Genomic DNA, 22,700 nt, shown 5'->3' with positions numbered 1-22,700 from the left:
AGTTTGGCAAAGCGTATCCGCTGAACTCGGGGAAACTTCTTGAATCACGCCGATGATTCACGGACCATGGACTCGGCGTTCGTGTTTCGTTCCCGTCTCCGTTCCGAGATGGCGACGTACGTTTCGGCACACGAGACGCCGTTCGAGGTTCCCGACGACGAACCTCGTGCGGACGGCGACAGCGCGAGCGTTCTCGTTCCGTCGTCCCGTCGTGACGCCGTCGTACTCGAAGCGGTGCCGTCCGATGTGGACCCGCACTCGGACGACGTGGTCGGGCGAGGACAGCAGCGTGCCATCGAGAACGGAACCCGCGTCTTTGCGACGGTCAACGAGAACGACGCGTTCCTCTTTCGCCGTCCGAACTCCGAGAGCGCATCCCCGACGACCGACGTCTCGGAGTTCACCCGGCGAGGGTACGACCTGCGAACCCGGTCGATGGCCGAATTCTGCGGGGAACTCCTTCGGGACGCGGTGGCGCTACAGGAGGGCACGGAATCGCCGGTTCGGTTCGGCGATTTCTTCGTCGGTCGGCTTCGAAGCTTTCACGCCACCCTCGTGCCGCGATACGAGTCGCTCATCGCCGACGCGTTCGAGGAGGACGACGGCTTTCACGACTCGATGGCGACGTGGGCGGACGAAAACGGCTATCCCCTCGATTCTGATTTCGACCGAGCGGTTCGGATCGCCGCCCAACAGTACGGCTGTTTACTGGTGGCACGCATCGCGTTCGATGGATACCTTCGGGATGGCGACCGTGAACCGAGCGAAGCGAGAGAGGGGTTTGCAACCGAGGCGTGGAAGGATTCGAACGACGGGTTTTGGAGCGAGATACCGAACGACGGTGGGACGCTGGAACGCCTGCGAGAATTCGCGGAGAGCGTCGAGCGCGAACCGTTGGACGACATCGAAACCGACGTTCTCGGGCGTGTGTACCAGAAGCTCATCCCGGCCGAGGAACGGGCGGAACTCGGCCAGTTCTACACGCCGGACGAAATCGGGCGACTGCTCGCCCGCTGGGCGGTTCGGTCACCGAGCGACAGGGTACTCGACCCGGCGAGCGGGTCCGGGTCGCTTCTCGTGGAGGCCTACAAGCGACTGGATGCGTTGGGGTCGGGGAACCGTTCGCATCGGAATCTGCTTCGGCAACTCACGGCCGTGGATATCGACGAGTTCCCGCTTCGACTGACCGAGTTGAACCTGGCGGCGCGAAACCGCCACGAACCGGCGGACGAACGCTTAGTGCATCACCGTGACTTCTTCGATCTCGACCCGGAAGCCGTCGGAACGTTCGACGCGACGGTTGCGAATCCACCCTACGTTCGACAGGAGTCCATCGCCACGGATCGGGAGCATTTCCGCGAGCATCTCGAAGCGCTGGATTCGGGGGCAGCGCTCGACGGACGGAGCGATCTGTACTGTTACTTTCTGACGCACGTCACGGGCTTTCTTCGGGAGGGCGCACGGGTGGCGTGGATCGTGCCGACGAAGTGGATGACCGCGGATTACGGTCCGTCGCTGCAGCGATTCCTCTACGACCACTACAAGGTCGAAGCGGTGGTCGGGTTTCGAAACCGCCTGTTCGAGGATGCGCTCGTGGACACGGTGTTGTTGCTATTGGAACGGACCGACGACGCGACGACACGACGGAACACGCGGACGAACTTCGTCCGTCTCAACGAGCGGATGGGCCCGGACGACGTCATCGACGTGATCGACCGTGACGCGACGGGTTCCGGGAACCTTCGAATCAGCAGCGAACGGAGCCATCGGACAATTACCGTCGCTCAGTCGCATCTGGCGGCGCGTCTCGGCGGGAAATTGCATCACTACGTCACGGCTCCGGCACTCTACACCGCGGTTCTCGAACACGCCGAGACGGTTTCGCTGTCCGAGATTGCCACCGTCACGCGAGGAAAGAAGACCGGAGCGAACCCCGTCTTCATCCTCGATACGGACGATGACTGGGTCCGCCGAGTCGAGGACGGATTCCTCCGTCCGGCGATAAAGAGCGTGAAGGAAGTCGATGGGTACGAGCACTCGGTGGACGACGCGGAGAAGTGGATGCTGGACGTGGCCGACTACTCGGAGACGGTGCTCTCCTCGTCCGAATCCGTCGATGGGGACGACTGCGACGATGTCGCCGCCGTTTCCAGCGAAACTCGCGTCATCGCGGCGCTCGAACGGGATGGCCACGACGGCGTGGCCGCCTATCTTCGATGGGCCGACGACCATCCATCGAGCACGAACGACTCGGTGCGGATCAACGACCCGTGGTTCGCGATGGGTGGACTGGACGGCAAAACGGCACCCATCGTCTGCCCGCAGGCGATGGACACACGTCGGTTCTTCTTCCGAACCGATGGGGAAGTCGTTGCCAGCAACCGATTCCTGCTCGTTCACCCTCGACAGGGGGACGTGACGCTCCTGCTCGGGTTGTTGAACGCCAGTCTCTCGAAGGTCGTGATCGAGAGCCACGGGAGGGTGACGGGTGGGGGAGCGATCAACCTCTCCAGTTCCGACCTTCGAACCCTTCGCGTCGTCGACCCGGAAGCGTTGACGGACGAGCAGAAAGCGACGGTTCGGGAGGGATTCGAGCGATTAGCCGCTGGCGACGACGGTGGACAAACCGCCATCGACGACGTGATCATCGACGTGCTCGACCTCGACGTGAGTGCCGAGCGAATACGGACCATCGCACGGACGATGAAATCGGCCCGCCGAACGAAGGGCGAGGTCGAATCGGCGGTTCGGACGTTGGACGCGTTGGAGGACGATATCGAGATCGAGTTCGACGATTGAACGCTTCGGTACCCCGGACTCCATTCGACGTCCTTCGTGCTGATTTATACGCCCTCCCGTCGTTTCTCCGGCATGAATCGGGAACGCGGATTCCTACTGTTTCTCATCGCCGTGTTCGGCCTCCTCTCAATTCTGCTCGTCAAACCGTTTCTCCAGTACGTGTTGGCCGCAATCCTGTTGGGATACGTCCTGTTCCCCGTTCAACGCCGGTTGAAACACCGCGTCGGCACTCGGGTATCCGCACTCTCGCTCCTCGTCCTCACCACGCTCGTCGTCCTCGTTCCCGTCACGGCGCTCCTGGCAATCGCCGCCCGGCAGGCGATCACGCTCATCCGAGTGATCGCTCGCGGCGACCAGCAGGTCGCCGAACTCATCGCGTTGGTCGAACGATACACCGGCGTCACCATCCACGGTCGAACGTTACAGGAACTCCTGCCAGCGGGAAGTTCCTCACGTCTGGTGGACAACGCGCTCGGTATCTTCGGCGGCGTCTCGAACGCCCTCATCGGTCTCACCGTGATGGTGTTCGTGCTCTACTACCTGCTCACCGACGGCGAGGAGTTCGTCGGCTGGATTCGCCGGTGTACGCCCCTCCACGACGACGTACAGGACGAACTGTACTCCGAGATGGACCGGGTGATGTGGGGCGTGTTGGTCGGCAACGTCCTCGTCGCAATCGTACAGGGCATCCTGACCGGCATCGGCTTCGTCATCGCGGGAGTCCCGGGCGTGGTGTTCTGGACGGTCGTGACGACGCTGCTCTCCCTGCTTCCGCTCGTCGGTGCCTCCGTCATCTGGCTCCCGGCATCAGCGTATCTCTTCCTCGTAAATCGGCCGGTTGCGGCGGGGTTCCTGTTCCTCTACGGCACCTTCGTCATCAGCCTCTCGGACAACTACCTTCGACCGATCGTCAGCGGGCGGGAGGCGAAGCTGAATCCGGGCATCCTCGTCGTCGGCATCTTCGGCGGCGTCTACGTGTTCGGCTTCATGGGGCTGTTCTTCGGTCCCATCGTCCTCGGGATGCTCCGCATCCTGCTCACGGTGTTCGCCCGCGAGTACGCTGACGTGTGAGCGTTCGACGAAACTAGTCCACGGAGTTGTTCGACCGCGTGTTTCCGTCGGACGACGACGAAACGGCGATTCCCCGTCGATTTCCGGTTCCGCGGTTTCCGATAATGCGATTTCGGTCGCTCGAAATGAGAAGGATTCCAGCGTCTCGGCTGTTCACGAGCCGATTGCCGAGGATGGCGTTGTGGTGGCTCGACCGCAACCGGACGCCGACGGAGTTTCCACGGGCGACGTTCGACTCGACCGTGTTGTTCCGCGCGCCGTCGGCGAGGTAGATGCCGTAGAATCGGTTCGAAACGCGGCTCTCGCGGATTCGGTTGTCGCTCGCCGCGGAGAGCCACAGTCCGGCGATGTGGTTTCCGGTCGCCACGCTCCCGCGGACGGTGTTTCGGTTGGCACCAAGCAGGGCGACGCCGAACTCGTTTCTGCGCGCGACGGTGCCAACGACGGTGTTTCGAGTGGCTTCCACGAGTTGGACGCCGACCAGGGCGTTGTCGCGCACCGTGGTGTTTCGGAGAGTGTTGTTCGAACTGCTGCCGACGAGGAAGACGCCAGCCACGGCGTTCGAGCGGGCGACGTTGTCCACAGCCTCGCTATCCCGAAACGAGACGAGGGACAGTCCGACGCGGTTGCGGGCGGTGGTCGTTTCGGCCACCCTCGCGTTCCGGGTTCCGACGAACCGGATTCCGTCGTCCCAATCGGTCGCCCCCACGTTCCGAACCGTGACGTTCGACCCGCCGGTCACGAGGACGCCGGAGGTACCGAACGCACCGACGCCGTCGACTCGATGCCCGCGTCCGTCGAGCGTCACGTCGTTCGCCGTGATTCGAAGGCACGTACCGATCGTCGCGTTTCGAATGTCGCCGGTGAGCGTGTAGCGACCGGGAGACGAAATTGTCGTACAGCTGTCGATCCCCGTGCCGTTGGCGGCGTTTTCCTGCCCCGCAGCGGGGCGGACTCCAGCACCTCCAGCACCTGCGGTGAGGGAGACGACGACCAGCGAAACGACGAGCAGCGTCGTGAGTAGCGTCGGAATCGTGAGTAGCGTCGGAACGTCGCGGCGCATGTCAACGCACTCGCCGCGCTCACGGTTCGTTATTTGCTCGTCTCCCTCGGACAAGCGTTCGTTGCACTCCGGTTGCGACGACAACCCGGTCTCAAATCACGGCCGTAATCGCTGGAGGAGCGGAATCTCCTCTATCTTCTCCTCCGGAAGTACCTCCCAGTCGATACCGTCCGGTCGCTCGACCGTCGTCTCCGTCCGAACGACGCGCTCGGGCGTCACCACGACGTCCATCGGCACGTCGTGGGGTTCCGGCGCTGGCGCGTCGTCGACCAGTTGTACTTCGTGGACCGTCGTCGTGATCGTCGTGTCGTCGTCCGCCGCCCCCAACGCGTGCAGGACGGCGAATTCGAGGTCGCTGTATCCCTCGCCCTTTCCGATCCGGGTTCCCTCCTCCGTCACCGCCACGCTCCCCGAGACGATGAAATCCACGTGGGGAACGTCGTCCGGTGCGACGGGTTCGGCGTAGCCGTCCATCTTCGACACCGTCGCCGCGGCGTCCGTGTCCTCGATTTCCGCCGGATCGAGTTTCATGAACGGCTTTTCGTCGCGGAGCCGTGGTTGGGCCATGTAGACGACCTTCCCCTCCCGGAGCGCCCGCCGTCGAACCGGCAACTGCGGCGCGTCGGGATTCGCCTTGATGACCGACGCCTCCTGCCACTCCGGAAGTTCGGCGAGTCGTCGGCCGCCTTCTTCGCGCCCGCGAAGTTCGGAATCCGACCGTGTGGGGGAAACGGAAACCGGGCGATTCCCTCGTCCTCCAACTGCGTCCAGATTCGGTCGCGGAGGTCGGCTTTGTCCATAGGGAGAGTGGTTCGTCACGGCGACTTCAACGCAACGCTTGGCTGGCCATGCGGGATCGGCAATACCACGATAGTTGAATAGTTGTTCATCTATTCAACTATCTTCTCGAACCCCAGGTGAAGCCATCTGAATCCCGGGAACGCCCCGGCGAGTTCAAATCCCAGTCAGCGCACTTTTCACTGACGCAACTCCGTAAGCGACGCCGCTAGGTGGCGCGTACGACTCGTGTCAGTGAAACTGTTCACTGGGATTTGAGCAGACGAGTCGCACGCCCGCGCAGACGAACGTGAGATGAGCAGGACCGTCTCGGCGAGTTCAAATCCATCGCGTCCCAACAGCAACTCAACAACCGTGATTCGACTGCGGGACGGCATCCACATCGAGACGGACCGGACCATCGTCGCGGACGCCCGCAGCGCCGTGGGTGACGTGAACGTCGTGAGCCACGCCCACGCCGACCACACGTTTCGGACGACGCCGGAGACGGTGCTCTGTTCTGCCGAGACCGCCGCGCTCGTTCGAGCGCGGACGGGCGCGGAGTTCGAGTACACCGACACCGTTCCGGGCATCGAACTCCTCCCGGCGGGACACGTCGTCGGGTCGCGGGCGACGCTCGTCGCGGGCGAGGACGACCGACGGTATCTGTACACCGGGGACTTCTCGACTCGGGACAGACAGTATCTCGACGGGTTCGACCCGGTCCCCGCCGACGTGCTGGTGATGGAGACGACATACGGCGACCCGCAGTATCGCTTTCCGCCGCAGGAGGAGTTGGAGGGCGAAATCTGCGATTGGCTCGCCGACCACGACGAACCGCTGTTCCTGTTCGGCTACTCGCTCGGACGGGCGGGGAAACTCCAGCATCTGGCTCGGCGGGCGACGAACCGCCCCATCGTCGTCAGCGACGCGATTCGGAACGTGAACGAGGCCATCGAGGCGACGACGGACATCATCTTCGACGCGGAACCGTTCGACGTGAATAGGCTCTCGGGCGACGAAATCGTCGTGCTCCCATCCAATCGCTCCCGAACGGACTGGGTTCGGGACCTCGTCGAACGGGTCGGCGGGTCGATGGTCGGATTTTCGGGATGGGCCGTCACGAATTCCTATCGCTACCGCGGGGGCTACGATACGACGTTTCCGCTCTCCGATCACTGCGATTTCGACGAGCTCGTTTCGACCGTGGAAGCGGTGGACCCCGAAATCGTCTACACGCAACACGGATTCGCCGACGAGTTCGCGGGGCACCTCCAGAAACACGGATACGATGCCCGTCCGCTGATGCGCCACCAACGGTCGCTTCTCGACTTCGGAAGCGAGTGATTACGACGGGTAGCATTCGATTTCTGGGAGATGGGTCCGGCCTTTCGGTTCCTGTCGCGCACGATACTTATCGGCAGTATAGTCGTCACTGTCCGGCAGTATCGCCATCACTGCCCGGCAGTATCGCCGTCACTGTCATTCGCTAGCTCGGCGGAAAGGACTACGTTCCCTTTTGCAGGCGGGCGATAACAAAGCTCGTAGTTCGCGTCCCACCGTGTCGTGTTCAGCCTCCGTCGATTGATTGCCAGCGTGGTCGCCGTCGTTCTCGTCGTGAGTATTCTCTTCGTGGTGACGCTGGGCGTCTGGCCGCCCGCGTACACCGTCATCAGCGGGAGCATGTCGCCGCACGTCAACCAGACGGACGTGGTCGTGGTGATGGACAAACACCGCGTCACGCCGCCGGATAGTCGGGATGGCGTCGTTTCGGCGCAGAGCGGGAAGGAGGACGGTTTCGAGACGCTCGGCGGTCCCGGCAACGTCCTCGTCTACCACCCGTACGGAAACGACTCGGCGATTCCCGTCCTCCATCGTGCGCGGTTCTGGGTCACGAAGGGCGAAAACTGGTACGACAAAGCGAACGCATCGTACGTCGCGGGTGCGGATAGCTGTGCCCAACTTCGGAACTGTCCGGCACCGCACTCGGGATTCATCACCAAAGGGGACGCGAACGGGTATTACGACCAAGCGGTCGGCATCTCCTCGCCGGTTCGTCCCGGCTGGATCATCGGCGTCGCCATCGCTCGCGTCCCGAAAATCGGTAAACTGTCACCGGCGCTCTCTCACTCCTCGAAAAATAGCGTGACGTTCACGGGGTCCCGTTCTTCACGAACTGGCTCGATGGAACGGAACGGTACGTCGCTCTCACTCCTCGCGGAGGAGCGCCACACTCAGCAACTTGCCGCCCCCGCATACGGTCGATTCGCGGGTTAACGCGTAGAGGATTCCGTCGCGGTCGGTTTCTACCTCCTGTCGAACCTCGTACGTCGCCGGGTCGTACAGGGTTCCGATGCGCTCCCCCGCCTCGACTTCGTCGCCGATTTCGTGGTTCGACTCCACGACGAACAGTCCGGAATCGTCGGCATCGACGCGACCGAGGTGATTGCGGGCCAGTACTTTCTCCCCGTTCTCCAGCGGAGATGCGGCAAGCATTCCGAGCTCCCGGCAGACGTTCGTGAGTCCGGTAAGTCCGGTTTCGACCGCGTTCTCGACGACTTCCTTGTTGTGCGCGAGCTCCGGCGTGATGGACGGGATACCTTCGCGCGTGGCCGCGACGCGGAACTTGCCGCCGAAGTTGCGCTCGGACCACTCCACGTCGGCGTCGTCGCCCGCCTCCTCCGACAGCAGGAGGTCGGTGCCGAAGGCTTCCGCCAACGCGCGCGATTCCTCGTCGCCCTCCATGAAGACGACGTGGGTCATCATGTTCGGACTGCCGGTGTGGAGGTCCACGATGGCGTCCGCCTCGCTGGCGTACTCCCAGAGCGTCGCCGCCATGCGCTCGTGAATCGTCCCGCCGGGGTCGCCGGGCCAGACCCGGTTCATGTTCGGGTTGATACTGTCCAACTGCTCGGGCGTGGTGTACGACACCCGGTCGAACGTGAGCGGGTCGCGACCGGCACCGCCACGATTCGGCCCGCGAGGGTCTCCGTCTCGATCTCCTCGTGGAACCGTCGGAGCACTTCGCTTCCGTTGATCTCGCGGCCGTGCTGGGCCGCCTGTACGTAGAGGGTAGGGCCGTCTTCGGCACCCTCGTAGGTGTGTATCGTCGTTTCGAGTTCGACGCCCGACGCAGTCGGGCGAGCGGGATTCGCTCCGCGCTGTGTCCTCCCATTGAATGCAGTACTGCGGGAGAGACACCTTGAACGTAGCGAAGTTCGTTTGCTGATACCGTGGTTAGTGTTCCCATGGGAAAGGCTATGATATAAATAATTTTGCCATCTAGTGAAAGTGACATGGGAGACGTGACGAACGCCATCTTTTAGCCCGGAGGCGGTGTCGATTCACCCAATCAATGTACTCGCGGGAGCACCTCGCCATCGGTGCCGTCGTTTCGGCGCTTCTCCTCGTTCCGCTTTCGAGTCGATTCGGAACGCCACTGCTCGCCGCCCTGTTCGTCTACGGGGTGCTGTTGAGCGTCTTCATCGACCTGGACCACTTCGTTCTCACGCGTTTCGAGACGGGCAGTTGGCGACATCTCCGCGCATGTCTGGCGAACCCACGGGACGCGTTCGGTGATCAGGATTGGGTGTTCGAGGACGTGGACAGCGCGGAACTGGAACACCTGCGTATCCTCTCACACGTCGCCATCGGCGGCGTTCTCGTCGGCGTGTTAGTCGTCCTCTGGCCACCTGTCGCCGTCTTCACCGCCGTCGTGCTGTACTTTCACGTGTTGGCCGACCTGCTCCGGGACAACGACGTTGCGTGAACCGAAACTCCGACCGTCGATTCCGCGGAAAGGGGCCTCGCCCCCCTAATATTTTCTTTCGTTGGCAACAAATCTTTTGAGCAGTCACGGTGTCGGAATCGATGGAATGACATCCATTTACCAACGGCTGGAAGACGGCCTTCAGGAGAAGGGCGAGATAATGGTAAAGCTCGGGGACGGGGAGGAACTCGAACTCCACACGCACAACGTCGAGTTCGAGGAGGAGCCGTTCATCCGCATCGACGCCGACGACCAGGTCCACTGGGTGGATGCCTCCCAAATCTCCCATTATTGGATTCACGAAGAGCTCTAAAGCGAAGGTACCATCGGACCTATTTTCGCGCCAGAGATAGCTACCCAGAAATATCCTTATGAAGGGAATGGGGAAAAAGTATTATACTGCCGATTGTATTGGGGAATACGAAATAATGTCGTCGATAACAAACGACCACGGCAGAGCTTTACTCGGTGGACAGCGAGGTGAGGTTGATGGACCGTAGTTCGACCGAGTCGGACGCGGCGAGTGGGGGCGTCGAGGATGGTTCCGTCGAGACCGAACTCTCGCGCGACATGAGCCTGTTCGATATCACGTTCATCGGCGTCGGCGCGATGATCGGGGCGGGCGTCTTCGCCCTGACCGGATTCGCGGCGGGTATCGCCGGTCCGGCGCTCACCGTCGCGTTCATCCTCAACGGGTTCGTGGCGATGTTCACCGCTATCTCCTACGCGGAACTCGGCGCGGCGTTCCCCGAGGCCGGTGGTGGCTACCTCTGGGTGAAGGAGGCGCTCGTGGACCCCAACGGGTTCTACGCCGGATGGATGAGTTGGTTCGCACACGCCGTCGCGTGTGCCCTGTACGCCGTCACCTTCGGGACGTTCTTCGTCGAGTTCGTCATCTACGGAACCGGCCTCACGCACGACTTCGCGTTGTTCGGCTTTGTGACGCCCATCATGGCCGAGAAGGGGATGGCCGTGCTGGTCGTCCTCCTCTTCGCCTACATCAATTTCCGCGGCGCGGAGGAGACCGGGACGGCCGGGATTATCGTCACCGGTCTCAAACTGATAATCCTCGGCGTCTTCGTCGCCTTCGGTATCAAAGCGACACTGACCACGCCCGATTGGACCGCGAAGTTCGTCAGTAGTCCGTCGTTCGCACCGAACGGCTTCATCGGCATCCTCGGCGCGATGGGGTTCACCTACATCGCCTTCGAGGGATACGAGATCATCGTCCAGTCGGGAGAGGAAGTCGTCAACCCCGGGAGAAACATCCCGAAAGCGATCTTCTACTCGATGATCATCGTCGTGCCCATCTACGTCCTCGTCTCGTTCGCTGCCATCGGCGGTATCGACGTGACCCAGCACCTACTCAACATTGCAGGCATGAGCGGGTCGCCCGCGAACGTCCCGACGTGGAATCTCCTCGGCGACCTCGGAGAACTCGGTATCATCCAAGCGGCGGGGTCGTTCGTCCCGTACGGTATCCCGCTCCTGCTGATCGCAGGATTGGCGGCGACGCTCTCGGCACTCAACGCGACCATCTTCTCGTCCAGTCGAGTGTCGTTCGCGATGGGCCGTGATCGAGTGCTTCCGGCGATGTTCGACAACATTCACCCGGAAAAGCGCACGCCGCACATCGCACTCGCGCTTTCTTCGGTCCTCATCATCGCCATGGCCGTCACGCTCCCCATCGAGAGCGTCGCGGCCTCGGCCGACCTCATGTTCATCCTGCTATTCGTGCAGGTGAACTGGACGGTCATCCGGATGCGCCAGACGCACCCCGACCTGCCACGGACGTACAGGATTCCGTACATGCCGTGGCCGCCGCTCATCGGCCTCGTCCTCCAGTTCCTCCTGACGCCGTTCCTCCTGCTCGAACTGGGACTCGAACCCGGAATCGGGGCGAACTCGGAGGGATTCGTCGCACTCGTCACGACCGTCATCTGGATGGGGCTTGGTCTCGCCATCTACTACGGCTACTCCCGCAACAAGGAAGTCGAGAAGTTGGAGAAGGAGACGCCGACCATCGTCACCGAACGCGTCCCGTCGGAGACCGACAACCAAATCGTCGTCCCAATCGCCAACCCCGAGAGCGTACCGCAGTTGATGCGTACCGCGATCAGCATCGCGCGTGACCGGAACGCCGAGATTCTCGTCATGAGCATCGTCACGGTGCCACAGCAGACGCCGATCGAGGAAGGTCGGAAGTTCGTGGAGCCAAGGCGTGCAGTGTTGCGGGAAGCGATGGAAGTCGCCAAGGACAGCGACGTTCCCGTCAGCGGGACGGTCCGCATCGGCCACGACATCTCGAAGGCCATCCTCAACACCGTCGAACAGTACGACAGCGACACCGTGCTGATGGGGTGGAAGGGTCAGCGCACGAGCGCACGACGCGATATCGTCCTCGGAAGCAACGTGGACGAAGTCGTCCAAAACGCCCCTTGTGACGTGTTGGTCGAGCGAATCGGACCGGATGAAAAGCGGGTCGAATCCATCCTCGTCCCGACCGCCGGTGGCCCACACGCCGAACTCGCCGTCGAGGTGGCCGAACACGTCGCCAGTTCGAACGACGCGACCGTCGAAGTCGTACACGTCGTCCGTCCGGACGCGGACGAGAGCGAGCGGGCGGACGCGGAGGAGACACTCGAAGACGCGAAGGCGTCGTTCGGCGAGGGGACGCCCGTCACGACCGAACTGCTCACCGGCGACGACGTCGTCGACACCATCGTCGAACGAACCGGCCAGCACGACCTGACCATCATCGGCGCGACGCGGGAAGGACTGCTCCAACAGTTCGTCTTCGGCGCGCTGCCGGAGCAGGTCGGTTGGCGCTCGAAGAGCACCATCATCATGGCGAAGCGCCACCTCGGAATCACCTCTTGGCTCTCGCGCTGGCTTCGCTGACGCCCCCGTTTCGGTTTTACGGCGTCCCGACGACCTGTTCGAAAAACCGCTCGGTGAGCACCTCGCTCACGAGTTCCACGAGCACGTCGTCGCGGTCGTCGAGCGCGCCGAACAGGCCGAGCGGAATCGCGCCGCCCGCCATCGCTCGATGACCGCCGACGCTTCCGATATCGCCGAACGCCTCGGTCACGAGGGTGCCCGCATGAACGCGGGGGTTTCTCGTCCGTGCGCTCAGGTGGATCGTCTCGTCGATGATGCCGAAGACGAGCGTGGTCGAAATCCCTTCGAGATTGAGCAGGTAGTCCGCCGCCTGGGGGAGCGTATCCCGTTCGGTCGTCCGTCCGGCGTGTGAGACGAGATGCGACCCTTTGACGACGCGATTCTGAATCGCGTCGGCGATGGAGTCGAGTGTTTCGTGGGTGAACAGCGAATCCGAGAGGCGGCGGAGCAGGTCCACGTCCGCGTGCGGATGGAGATACCGGGCGTTCGTGTATTCCGCTTCCGTGGCATCGCGCGTGAATTCGAGCGTCTCGCGTCGAATGCCGAACAACAGCGCGGTCGCCAGTCGGGCGTCGAGTTCCATATCGAGTTCGACCAGGTACTCGGTCAGGATCGACGCCGTCGCGCCGATCTCCTCCCGGTGGTCCACGTGGACCCCCTCGACCGACTCGTTCGGATGGTGATCGATGACGATGTCGGGGACGTAGCCGTCGGGCACGCGGTTGTTCTGACCAGGAACGGCGTGATCGACGAAGCCCATGAGATCCGTCGAATCGAGACACTCCTCGGAGAAGGGGCACAGGTCCACGTCCAACAGGTTGACCATCGCCCGATTTTGCTGGTGCGTTATCTCGCCGCTGTAGTACAGATCCACGTCGGCGACGCTCGCCGACTCCGCAATCGCGGCCAGTGCGAGCGCGCTGCTGATGCTATCCGGGTCGGGATTGTTGTGACACACGACGGACAATGATTCGGCACCGTCGAGTACGGAAAGCAGCGAATCGCACCGATCTGTGGGTTTGCGGAGGCTCGTATCGAGGGACATTCGTTGAGACCGTCCGGCCGGATGAGGCCGAACGACGTGTTAATCAGTCGTCAACACCGAGGAATGTAACTGTTACCCCGGTAGGCCCAGATTACCCGCGTCTCGAACGCGATTCGCCGACGAATCCCGGCCGCAGGCGAAAAACGGTTTAACGTCCTTGGGACTACTGTTCCGTATGGGATATCGGCTCGACGAAATCGACCGGCGGATAATTTACTATCTGATGCGGAACGCGCGTGACACCTCCGCCCCGCAGATTGCGAGCGAAGTCAACGTCTCGTCGGGGACGATACGCAACCGGATTCAACAACTCGAAGACCACGGTATCCTCACGGGGTTCCACGCGAACGTCGATTTCGAACGCGTCGATGGACGACTGACGAACCAGTTCACGTGTACCGCGCCGGTCCCGAACCGCGAGACGCTCGCGCAGCGAATCCTCGAAATACCCGGCGTGGTCAACGTCCGGGAACTCATGACCGGTCGCGGGAACATCCAGGTCAAAGCGGTCGGGAAGGACACCAGCGACCTCTCGCGTATCGCCCGCGAACTGTCGAACCGCGGGCTCGAAATCGAGGGCGAAGACCTCATCCAGAACGAGCGGTTCCAGCCGTACCACCCGTTCGGCCCCGACAAGGAGGGGAGCCACATCTCGATGACCGACTTCGTCAGCCTCTCCGGGGAAGCCGACGTCGCGGAATTGGCCATCAGCGAGGACTCACCCATCGCCGACAAGACGCTCAAGGAGGCCGGTGCCGAGGGACTCATCGGCGACGACATCCTCGTCATCGCCATCGAACGCGACGATTCGATGCTGACGCCGCGGGGGGACACCCGAATCCGCCCCGACGACGTCGTTACCGTGTTCTCACGCGAAGGAGTGTCGGACGACGCCTTGGAGGGCTTTTCCGGAACCGCGACCGTCTGATCTCCGCGACGAATTTTACACTTCGACGGCCCACAGCGTCACCGACTCCGAACAGCCGTACACCTCGCGGAACGCGCGTTCGACGAACTGCGCGATACGGTTGGCGTCGGCCTTCGCGCTGATACGGACGTTCGTTCCATCGGCGTCCTCCGGACTCTCCAACTGCTCGATTTTGAAGGCCGGGAACTCCCGGAGCAGGTCCTTGAGTCGCTCCAGTTCCTCCTCGGTACAGTCCAGGTTGAGCGTGCGGTCGCCAAACTGGATCCACGGCGGTACCTCCAGTTCCTCCTCGGAATCGTCTTCCTCCGCTTCGCTTTCCACGTCGGCTTGGAGCGTGCAGAACGCGCTCGTACGCTCGCGGTGTGCGGTGATGGCGTCCACGACGAGTTTCCGGCGTTCCGTCGGTGTGTCCGCGCTGAATCGAGTCATACCCGAAGATTCGTCCCCCGCCGACAAAAACCGGGTGCCCTGCTTCCTTTCCGTAAGCCTTTATGCGAGGACATCGCAGGTGATTGCATGAACCCGAACATCCTGATTTTGGGTGCGCCCGGTGCTGGGAAAGGGACACAGAGTGCGCGAATCGCCGACGAATTCGACGTAGAACACGTCACGACCGGCGACGCGCTTCGGGCGAACAAGCACATGGAGACCGAACACGGAACGCCCGCGAGTTTCATGGACGAGGGCGAACTCGTTCCCGACCCGGTCGTGAACGAAATCGTGAATGCCGCGCTGTCCGAGGCCGACGGCTACGTCCTCGACGGCTACCCGCGAAACCTCTCGCAGGCGGAGTATCTGGCCGACATCACCGACCTCGACATCGTCCTGTACCTCGACGTGAGCGAGGACGAACTCGTCGGCCGACTGACCGGCCGTCGTCTCGACCCCGAAACGGGCGACATCTACCACGTCGAATACAACCCCGCCGAGGACGAAGCGGTCAAGGAACGACTCGTCCAGCGTGACGACGACACCGAGGAAACGGTTCGGGAACGCCTCCGCGTCTACCACGAGAACACGGAACCCGTCATCGACCACTTCGACGAGTCCGGCGAACTCATCCGCATCGACGGCGAGCAGACGCCCGACGAAGTGTGGGACGATATCCGTGAAACGATAGAAGAGCAGGCCTGAATCGGTCGCTATTCGAAGAACAATCTTTTTCGTGCGGCTTCGTTGATTCCGTTTCGGGGAGCGTATCGAGTCGGTGTCCGAACGCTGCTTCATCGACGTTCGAACGCCACTTGTCTACGTACCGTTTCGGTATCTCGTCTTCCCGACGCTCCCGTCGGTCGCCGTAACGCCCGTGTCGATGGCGAAGGTTGATTAACGCCGAATTCTAATCGTGCTGTAATGGCACGGACAGCGAAGAAGGTAGAAACGCTCATCGCCGAGGACCCGGCGATGGCCGACGCCCTCTCGGTCATCTACGAGCGGACCGACGAGGGGTCGGACGAAGTCCAATGGCAGGACGTAAACGACGACCTCACGAGCGGTCAGTGGGGTCGCTTGATAGAGAAGGGGATTCTCGAAGATGGAATTCATGGATTCGAACTGTCGGACCCCGACGAAGTCGCCGACGCGCTCGATGATTCCGGAACGGCGGCGACGACGACGACTACTTCCTCTTCGTCGAGTGATGTGGACGACATGGAATCGACCTCGTGGTCGATGTGGGACAAACTCGCGGCGGTGGCGAGCATCGGGTTGTTCTTGGGCTACTCCAACAACACCATCAAAGCCGCCGTCGGAAGCGTCGTCAACGTCGTCCTCGGCCCGATAGATCACGCGCTCCCGTTCTACATCGTCATCATGATCGTCTCCATGCTGACGGGACTGTACACCACGCTCCTGCAGGACAACCTGATGGACATGGAGAAGATGAGCATGTATCAGGAGCGCATGAAGGACATCCAGGAGCGTCAGAAGGAAGCGAAGGAACGCGGCAACGAGCAGGAGATGGAAGCCATCCGCCAGGAGCAGATGGAAGCCATGGGCGACCAGACGGGGATGTTCAAGGAGCAGTTCCGCCCGATGGTCTGGTCGATGTTCATCACCATCCCGGCGTTCCTCTGGATGTACTGGCGCATCGGCGGCCATCCGACGCCCGTGGTACCTTCCCACATCGTCCTTCCGATGATCGGGGAAACGGCGTGGAAGGCAGGGGTCGTCGGCCCGATGATGGCGTGGATCGTCTGGTATTTCCTCTGCTCGATGGCGTTCACGCAACTCATCCGGAAGGCGCTGAACATCCAGACGACGCCGACCTAAGTTCAAAACCTCTTTCTTGGTGCCCGTGCGAGGGCACATATGTTATTGACCGTCTCAGGCCCACCGGGGAGTGGGAAGAGCACGACTGCGGAGGGACTCGCAAACGCGTTCGATCTGGACCACGTCAGCGGCGGCGACATCTTCCGCGAACTCGCCGCGGAACGCGATCTGACGCCGCTCGAATTCAACAAGTTGGCCGAGGAGGACGAGGATATCGACCGCGATTTGGATCGACGGCTTCGGGAAATCGCCACGCAGGAGGACGACCTCGTCCTCGAATCCCGACTCGCCGGATGGCTCGCCGGGGAGTACGCCGATTTCAGAATCTGGCTCAACGCACCGCTCGACGTTCGTGCGGCCCGTATCTCCGACCGCGAGGACAAGTCCGTGAAGCAGGCGGCGACCGAAACCCGCGCCCGTGCGGGTAGCGAGGCACAGCGCTACGAGGAATATTACGGTATCGACATCAACGACCTCACCATCTACGACCTAAGCATCAACACCGCCCGTTGGAACCCTAACGACGTTCTCGCCATGCTCACGACCGCCATCGAGAACTACGAGGTAGCGTCCGACGAAGGAAAGTACCCCACCGAAGGCATCTCGTACGATTTCTGATGACGCTTCGCGGCCCACCAACCGAACGTTCGCCACGCGAACTCCTCGAATTCGGCGTCGTCAACCTCGACAAACCGCCCGGCCCGTCGGCCCACCAGGTCGCGGCGTGGGTGCGGGACCTCTGTGACGTCGAGCAAGCCGCACACTCGGGCACGCTCGACCCGAAGGTCACGGGGTGTCTGCCGACGCTGACCGGCGATGCGACCCGCCTCTCGCAGGTCTTTCTGGAGGGTTCGAAGGAGTACGTCTCCGTCCTCGAACTGCACGACACCGCGCCAGCCGACCTCGAAGCCATCGTCTCGGAGTTCGAGGCACCGCTGTATCAGAAACCGCCGCGAAAGAGCGCCGTCTCGCGACGACTCCGCGTGCGTGAAATCTACGAGTTGGACACCCTGGAAGTGCAGGACCGACAGGCGCTCCTCCGGATTCGCTGCGAGAGCGGGACCTATATCAGAAAACTCTGTCACGACATCGGCCTCGCGCTCGGGACGGGCGCACACATGGGTCACCTCCGTCGAACCGCCACCGGCCCGTTCGACGACACCGACCTCGTGACACTCCACGACCTCTCGGACGCGCTGGCGCGCTGGCGGGAGGAGGGCGAGGACGACTGGCTACGTGAGGTCGTCCGCCCCGCCGAGGACGCGCTGACCCACCTGCCGAGCGTGACCATCGCACCCAACGCGGCCGAGCAGGTCGCACAGGGCGCACAGGTGTACGCGCCGGGAGTCATCGACGCCGAAGAGGCGGAGGAAGACCAACTCGTCGCCTGTCACACGCCGAACGGGGCGGCCGTCTGTCTCGGTCACATGGTCGGCGACGCGGATGCGGAGGAAGGGACGGTCGTGGAACTGGAGCGCGTGTTGGTGTAGCGATTTCCGGAATTTTCGCTTCCCCTGCCGGTTGGGGCGTCTTTTTGTCGCGTGCGAGTCACCACCAGGTATGCAAGTCGGCACTGCGGAATCGAAACCCGGCGAACTGGTCACCGGGTGGTTGGACGTCACTGACCTCCCCACGGGAACGCCCGAACGGCTCCCCGTGCTCATCGCGGAGGGTGAAGAAGACGGCCCGACGCTCTGGATCACGGCGTCGATTCACGGCAACGAGGTGACCGCCCTCGCCACCGCACAGGACGTGATGAAGGAGGATTTGGAGTCGAAGGTTCACGGCACCGTGGTCTGTCTCCCTAACTTGAATCCCGCAGGACTTCGCCAAACAACCCGCACTTCGTACTACCACGGCGACGACCCGAACCGCTACTTCCCCGACCCGGATGCGGACGGGTCGCGCCCGCCGCGCGTGCAGGAACTCATCGACGAGCGCATCTTCGACGCCTTCGCGGAGTCGGCGGACGCGCTCGTGGACCTCCACACCGCTCAGGTCGGGTCGATTCCGTTCGTGATTCGGGATCGAGTGTTGTATGGGTCCGAGCGTACCGAAGACGAAGCCCACGACCTCGCCGACGAACTCGAACGCCTCGTGGACGCCTACGACTTCCCGGTCATCAACGAGTACGTCGCGGAGGAGTACGTCGAGCAGAACCTCCAGCGTTCGACGGCGGGCGCGGCGCTGAACAACGCCGGGATTCCGTCGTTCACGGTCGAACTCGGCGGCTTCGAGGTCGTGGAGGAGGACACCCGCGCGAAGGGTGTCATCGGGCTGTTGAACGTCATGCGCGAACTCGACATGCTCCCCGGCGACCCCGAACCGACGGGACTCGACACACCCGTCGATTTCCCGGTCAAGCGCGCCGTCCATCCGCACACCGACGCGGCGGGAATCGTCCGCCATCGCGTCGAACCGGGGGACGCGTTCGAGGAGGGCGACGTGATCGCCGACATCGTGACGCCACACGGCGAGTCGAAGGCGACGGTGGAAACCGACTACGACGGCTACGTCGTCGGGCGCTATCACGGCGTCGCGGCCTACGAGAACGACCCTGTCACCAGTTTGGCGGTCCGGGACGACGGGGACCTCGTCGTCCCGCGATCTCGGGAGTGAAACGAAGGGCTTAACAGGGCAACCCACCATTTCAGAAATGTAGCGGGACCGTGGGGTAGTGGTATCCTCTGCGGATGGGGTCCGTAGGACCCGAGTTGACTCTCGGCGGTCCCATGATTTTACGACGAACGTACGTGAGGAGGAAAATCAGTCGAACGCCGAGCGTCGCATCGTGCATTGCGCGATGTCGGACGAACGAAGTGAGTCCGAAGCTCGTCGTGGAGCGAAGCGGAACGACGGTGTTCGACTCTCGGCGGTCCCATTTTCAATCGGACGACAAACGATGAGCGACGCGAATCGTTTGTCGTCAAGTTGAAAATGGATGCAGGAAGGACGAGCAACGCTCGTCCTTCCGTGGTCCCATGATTTTGCGGCGGACATTCTCGTGAGCGGCGAGTGTACTCGTCGTTCGTTCTTTTCCCGTGACGAGAGCTACGTCCGCTCGCCCGCAGTTCCGTTCGCGTTCCAGCGCGGCGCGACCGAAATCCTCGTAATCGACCGTGTCCGACTCCTTTTTCCGTTCAAACTGAAAATCCAAATTTACTTCCCACGGCAGGGTAGACAGTTGCGCATGAGCCGGACCGTTGCTGTCGCACATTATCCGGAAGGCGCGGGACACGCGACCCGGATGCTGGCGGTAGCACAGGCATTGGAAGGGCCGGAAACGGATGTCGTCCTCGCGGGAGGTGGTCCGGGGTCGCAGTTCATCGAGCACAACGGTTACGAGGTGTATCGGCCTGCAACGGTCGACTACATCGGTGATTATCAGGGCGGGTCGATATTCGACGTGTTGACCCGAAGCGTTCCGAACAGTGCACGGCGCGTCTTCGACTTCGTTCGATGGCTTCGCCGCGAAGACCCAGCCGCGCTCGTCACCGACGACATGTTCGCCGCGATGGCGGCCCACTGCACCGACACGCCGCTGTACGTTCTCACTCACAACGCCGCCTCCTACTACGACGCCGCCGTCGAGGAGGTGTTCACGTGGATTCTCAACCGCTATCAGATCTCGATCTCCCATGCGTTCCTCTACCCCTCCGTGTGGCCACCAGACCGAGGTGACCCGGCGGGAGTCGTCCATATCCCTCCCGTCGCGCTCGAACCGAACGGGGAAGAACGACCCGAGAACGTGGATGTGCTCCTCGTTCCGAGTACTTACACGACGAATTTCAAGGAACTCACGCGTGCGTTGGAAGCGGAAGGTAACGACGTAACGCTCGTCGGTAACGACGACTGGGAATCGGTGCCATCGCTTCTCCCGTGGATTCAAGCGGCGAACGTCGTCGTCTGTTCCGGCTACTCGACCGTGATGGAGGCCGCCGTGGCCGGGACGCCGTGTATCATTCACCCGTTCACCGACGAACAACACGGTGTTTCGCGGGTCATCGAACGCACAGGGCTTCGGGGTTTCCAAGTCGAACATTCGATCCCGCACGTCGTGCGGGCGGTGCGCCATCCGCCCGAGTCCCCCGAATACGAGAACGGCGCGACGCGGGCCGCGGAGTACGTTCTCGACCATATGGAGTAGTTTTCGGCCTCTCCGCGACGGGATAGCACGGTAATTTGCCACTGCCGAAATCGCCATTTTTCCATCCACTGACGGGTAGGTATGGCACGAGTAACGGTCGGCGGCCGACTCCATTTCGGGTTTCAGAACCTCTCGCTCGCTCACGAGCGACTGTACGGTGGGCTGGGAGTCGCGCTCGAATCGCCGACCGTTACCGTCGAGGCAACCCCGGCCGACGAGGTGTACTGCGATGACCGATGTGCTCGCGAGTACGCACGTCGAACCGTCGATCTGCTCGGCGTTTCCGGTGCGGACGTTCGTGTTCTTCACACGCTCCCGAGACACGTCGGACTCGGGAGCGGGACGCAACTCGCGTTGGCCGTATTCGCCGCTATCGCACGCGCGCATGGACGCGAGCCATCCGTCCGCGAGCATGCTCCCGCGCTCGACAGGGCCGGGAGGAGCGGTATCGGCGTTTCGACGTTCGAACACGGTGGGTTCGTCGTGGACGCGGGGCATCCGACCGAACGGTTCACGACCGACCGACCGCCCCGCGGTGACTGGTCGGTTCCACCGGTCCTCGCGCGCCACGACGTTCCCGCCGATTGGCGGTTCGTCCTCGCCCTTCCGGACGCCGAACCCGGTCAGGAGCGGCGACGACGAGGACGCGAGCATGCGCTCGGCCGTCGAGCGGGCGGATCCGACCATCGCGGACGACATCGCGTCGATACTGGTCAGGCGAACCCTTCCGGCGATCGCGGAGGACGATCCGGAGCGGTTCGGGTGTTCGGTCGCCGAGATCGGCCGCCGAAACGGGGCGTGGTACGCCGACGAGCAGGGTGGAGTCTACCGACCACCCGTCGGCGAGATCGTAACGGAGATGGAAACGTCACCTGCCGTTTTCGGCGCGGGGCAGTCGTCGTGGGGACCTGCCGTGTACGGCGTGACGACGCGACAACTGGCCGACGAGGCGGTTGACGCGGCCCGGACCGCACTCGATTCGGCGGCCGTCGGCGGCGACGTCCTGGTCGTATCGCCGCGGAACCGAGGTGCGGACGTGGACGGGAACGAGCGTAAACGGTAAACATCAGGAATGAGAGGGGAGTGCATGGATCGAATCCCGTTCGGTGTCTCTCAGTTCGACTCGCTCATCGGTGGGGGGTCCCCGCCGGGAAGCGTCGTATTGCTGGCTGGTGACGCCGGTGCTGGCGCGCGCGAGTTCGCGTACACCAGCGCGACGATAAACGCCCTCGGTCATGCGGATACGGACCAGTTCGGTCTCCATTACGGGTCGATCGATCCCCGCGCCGCGCTTCCCGACGAGATTCATTACGTTTCGTTTACCGCCAACGCGTCCGAGATATACGACGAAGTGACGCACACACTCGACGAAACGCTGATTTCCCCGGCGCTGGAGGCCATCACGTTCGAGGATCTCTCGTCCGAATATTTCCAACTGAGTCCCATCCCTCACGATTGGTACGTCGAAAAGCGCCGCACCATCACCGACCTCGGAAACAGCCACGACCGGCGCGACGTCCTCGAAGCGCTCGGAGGGTACCTCACCGAGAACGCGCCCGGCAACCTCGTCGTCATCGACTCTCTGACCGACCTCTGTTCGCTCCCCGACGACCAAGTGAACTGGAATCAGATGGTCATGCTCGTTAAGGGGATGAAGAAGGCATCACAGGCGTGGGACGGCCTGATCCTCATTCACGTCGCACAGGAAAGCCTGACGGACAGACAGATGGGTGCTTTGATGAACGCAACCGACGGCACCATCTGTTTCGAGTGGGAACGCGGCGGTAACGAACGAGCGCGGACGATGTTCGTCCGGGAGTTCCGTGGCGTCCTCTCGCGCATCGAAGAGGAGAACATCGTCCGTTTCGAAACCGAGACACAGAGCGACGGGTTCGACATCAGCAACGTTCGGAAGATCAGGTAACGCCA

19 protein-coding genes and 3 pseudogenes are annotated in these 22,700 nt (G+C 62.5%); 17 read left to right on the top strand and 5 right to left on the bottom strand.

The annotated features are described in order from the left end of the window. The first annotated feature begins 66 nt into the window (after positions 1-66). Positions 67-2,799 carry a class I SAM-dependent DNA methyltransferase gene (locus A4G99_RS08370; protein WP_066141828.1) on the top strand — a complete coding sequence of 911 codons (2,733 nt, stop codon included), beginning with the start codon at positions 67-69 and terminating at the stop codon, positions 2,797-2,799. Between the two features lie 72 nt (positions 2,800-2,871). Continuing rightward, positions 2,872-3,870 carry an AI-2E family transporter gene (locus A4G99_RS08365; RefSeq protein WP_066141825.1) on the top strand — a complete coding sequence of 333 codons (999 nt, stop codon included), beginning with the start codon at positions 2,872-2,874 and terminating at the stop codon, positions 3,868-3,870. 13 nt (positions 3,871-3,883) lie between these two features. Here the strand turns inward: A4G99_RS08365 and A4G99_RS08360 are convergent, their stop codons facing one another. Both A4G99_RS08360 and A4G99_RS08355 read right to left on the bottom strand, forming a co-directional pair. Further along, the gene (locus A4G99_RS08360) at positions 3,884-4,987 is read right to left on the bottom strand and encodes a nitrous oxide reductase family maturation protein NosD (RefSeq protein WP_223301774.1); all 1,104 of its coding nucleotides are present in this window, start codon (positions 4,985-4,987) and stop codon (positions 3,884-3,886) included. A gap of 42 nt (positions 4,988-5,029) precedes the next feature. Then, a pseudogene (locus A4G99_RS08355) lies at positions 5,030-5,733 on the bottom strand (5-formyltetrahydrofolate cyclo-ligase). Positions 5,734-6,025: 292 nt separating this feature from the next. Here A4G99_RS08355 and A4G99_RS08350 point away from each other — a divergent pair. After that, positions 6,026-7,057 carry an mRNA 3'-end processing factor gene (locus A4G99_RS08350; RefSeq protein ID WP_223301773.1) on the top strand — a complete coding sequence of 344 codons (1,032 nt, stop codon included), beginning with the start codon at positions 6,026-6,028 and terminating at the stop codon, positions 7,055-7,057. A 249-nt stretch (positions 7,058-7,306) separates the two neighbouring features. Further along, positions 7,307-7,987, top strand: coding sequence for a S26 family signal peptidase (locus tag A4G99_RS08345; protein ID WP_082837736.1), 681 nt, complete (start codon positions 7,307-7,309; stop codon positions 7,985-7,987). Here A4G99_RS08345 and A4G99_RS08340 read toward each other — a convergent pair. Beyond that, a pseudogene (locus tag A4G99_RS08340) lies at positions 7,919-8,885 on the bottom strand (succinylglutamate desuccinylase/aspartoacylase family protein). The gene A4G99_RS08345 and the pseudogene A4G99_RS08340 overlap by 69 nt on opposite strands. Before the next feature lie 180 nt (positions 8,886-9,065). Between A4G99_RS08340 and A4G99_RS08335 the strand changes: the two are divergent. The 3 genes from A4G99_RS08335 (at position 9,066) to A4G99_RS08325 (ending at position 12,380) form a co-directional block, all read left to right on the top strand. Next, complete coding sequence (locus A4G99_RS08335; RefSeq protein ID WP_066141817.1) at positions 9,066-9,479, top strand: hypothetical protein; 414 nt, start codon at positions 9,066-9,068, stop codon at positions 9,477-9,479. Positions 9,480-9,585: 106 nt separating this feature from the next. Further along, complete coding sequence (locus tag A4G99_RS08330; RefSeq protein WP_066141815.1) at positions 9,586-9,792, top strand: hypothetical protein; 207 nt, start codon at positions 9,586-9,588, stop codon at positions 9,790-9,792. A gap of 176 nt (positions 9,793-9,968) precedes the next feature. Next, positions 9,969-12,380 (top strand): amino acid permease, encoded by a 2,412-nt coding sequence (locus A4G99_RS08325; RefSeq protein ID WP_066142471.1) that lies wholly within the window; start codon positions 9,969-9,971, stop codon positions 12,378-12,380. A gap of 16 nt (positions 12,381-12,396) precedes the next feature. Here the strand turns inward: A4G99_RS08325 and A4G99_RS08320 are convergent, their stop codons facing one another. Then, positions 12,397-13,425, bottom strand: coding sequence for a bifunctional oligoribonuclease/PAP phosphatase NrnA (locus A4G99_RS08320; RefSeq protein ID WP_066141812.1), 1,029 nt, complete (start codon positions 13,423-13,425; stop codon positions 12,397-12,399). Between the two features lie 175 nt (positions 13,426-13,600). On the opposite strand from A4G99_RS08320, the gene A4G99_RS08315 reads away from it, so the two are divergent. Continuing rightward, positions 13,601-14,353: an Lrp/AsnC family transcriptional regulator gene (locus tag A4G99_RS08315; RefSeq protein ID WP_066141808.1), complete on the top strand. Its 753-nt coding sequence runs from the start codon at positions 13,601-13,603 to the stop codon at positions 14,351-14,353. Positions 14,354-14,368: 15 nt separating this feature from the next. Here the strand turns inward: A4G99_RS08315 and A4G99_RS08310 are convergent, their stop codons facing one another. After that, entirely contained in the window at positions 14,369-14,782 is a 414-nt protein-coding gene (locus A4G99_RS08310; RefSeq protein ID WP_066141805.1) for a hypothetical protein, read from the bottom strand. A gap of 87 nt (positions 14,783-14,869) precedes the next feature. Between A4G99_RS08310 and A4G99_RS08305 the strand changes: the two genes are divergently transcribed. From A4G99_RS08305 to A4G99_RS08265, 9 genes and pseudogenes are all read left to right on the top strand, one after another. After that, positions 14,870-15,487, top strand: a complete 618-nt coding sequence (locus A4G99_RS08305; protein WP_066141802.1) for an adenylate kinase — start codon at positions 14,870-14,872, stop codon at positions 15,485-15,487. 73 nt (positions 15,488-15,560) lie between these two features. Continuing rightward, entirely contained in the window at positions 15,561-15,683 is a 123-nt protein-coding gene (locus tag A4G99_RS28665; protein ID WP_255359064.1) for a hypothetical protein, read from the top strand. A gap of 23 nt (positions 15,684-15,706) precedes the next feature. Beyond that, positions 15,707-16,624, top strand: a complete 918-nt coding sequence (locus A4G99_RS08300; protein ID WP_066141799.1) for a DUF106 domain-containing protein — start codon at positions 15,707-15,709, stop codon at positions 16,622-16,624. A 39-nt stretch (positions 16,625-16,663) separates the two neighbouring features. Beyond that, positions 16,664-17,242 carry a (d)CMP kinase gene (gene cmk / locus A4G99_RS08295; RefSeq protein ID WP_066141796.1) on the top strand — a complete coding sequence of 193 codons (579 nt, stop codon included), beginning with the start codon at positions 16,664-16,666 and terminating at the stop codon, positions 17,240-17,242. After that, entirely contained in the window at positions 17,242-18,114 is an 873-nt protein-coding gene (locus A4G99_RS08290; RefSeq protein ID WP_066141793.1) for an RNA-guided pseudouridylation complex pseudouridine synthase subunit Cbf5, read from the top strand. The genes cmk and A4G99_RS08290 overlap by 1 nt, the downstream gene beginning before the upstream one ends. Positions 18,115-18,184: 70 nt before the next feature. Next, on the top strand, positions 18,185-19,243 hold the full coding sequence (locus tag A4G99_RS08285) for a succinylglutamate desuccinylase/aspartoacylase family protein (protein WP_066141790.1): 1,059 nt from the start codon (positions 18,185-18,187) through the stop codon (positions 19,241-19,243). Between the two features lie 322 nt (positions 19,244-19,565). Continuing rightward, on the top strand, positions 19,566-20,771 hold the full coding sequence (locus A4G99_RS08275; protein ID WP_223301772.1) for a glycosyltransferase: 1,206 nt from the start codon (positions 19,566-19,568) through the stop codon (positions 20,769-20,771). 81 nt (positions 20,772-20,852) lie between these two features. Further along, positions 20,853-21,834: pseudogene (locus A4G99_RS08270) on the top strand (beta-ribofuranosylaminobenzene 5'-phosphate synthase family protein). A gap of 24 nt (positions 21,835-21,858) precedes the next feature. Then, complete coding sequence (locus tag A4G99_RS08265; protein ID WP_066141787.1) at positions 21,859-22,695, top strand: HTR-like protein; 837 nt, start codon at positions 21,859-21,861, stop codon at positions 22,693-22,695. The last annotated feature ends 5 nt before the right edge of the window (positions 22,696-22,700 follow it).

It is taken from the genome of Haladaptatus sp. R4 (assembly GCF_001625445.1).
GTDB lineage: Archaea > Halobacteriota > Halobacteria > Halobacteriales > Haladaptataceae > Haladaptatus.
The sequence above is the reverse complement of the archived record's forward strand: the minus strand, read 5'-3'. Positions and strand labels throughout refer to the sequence as shown.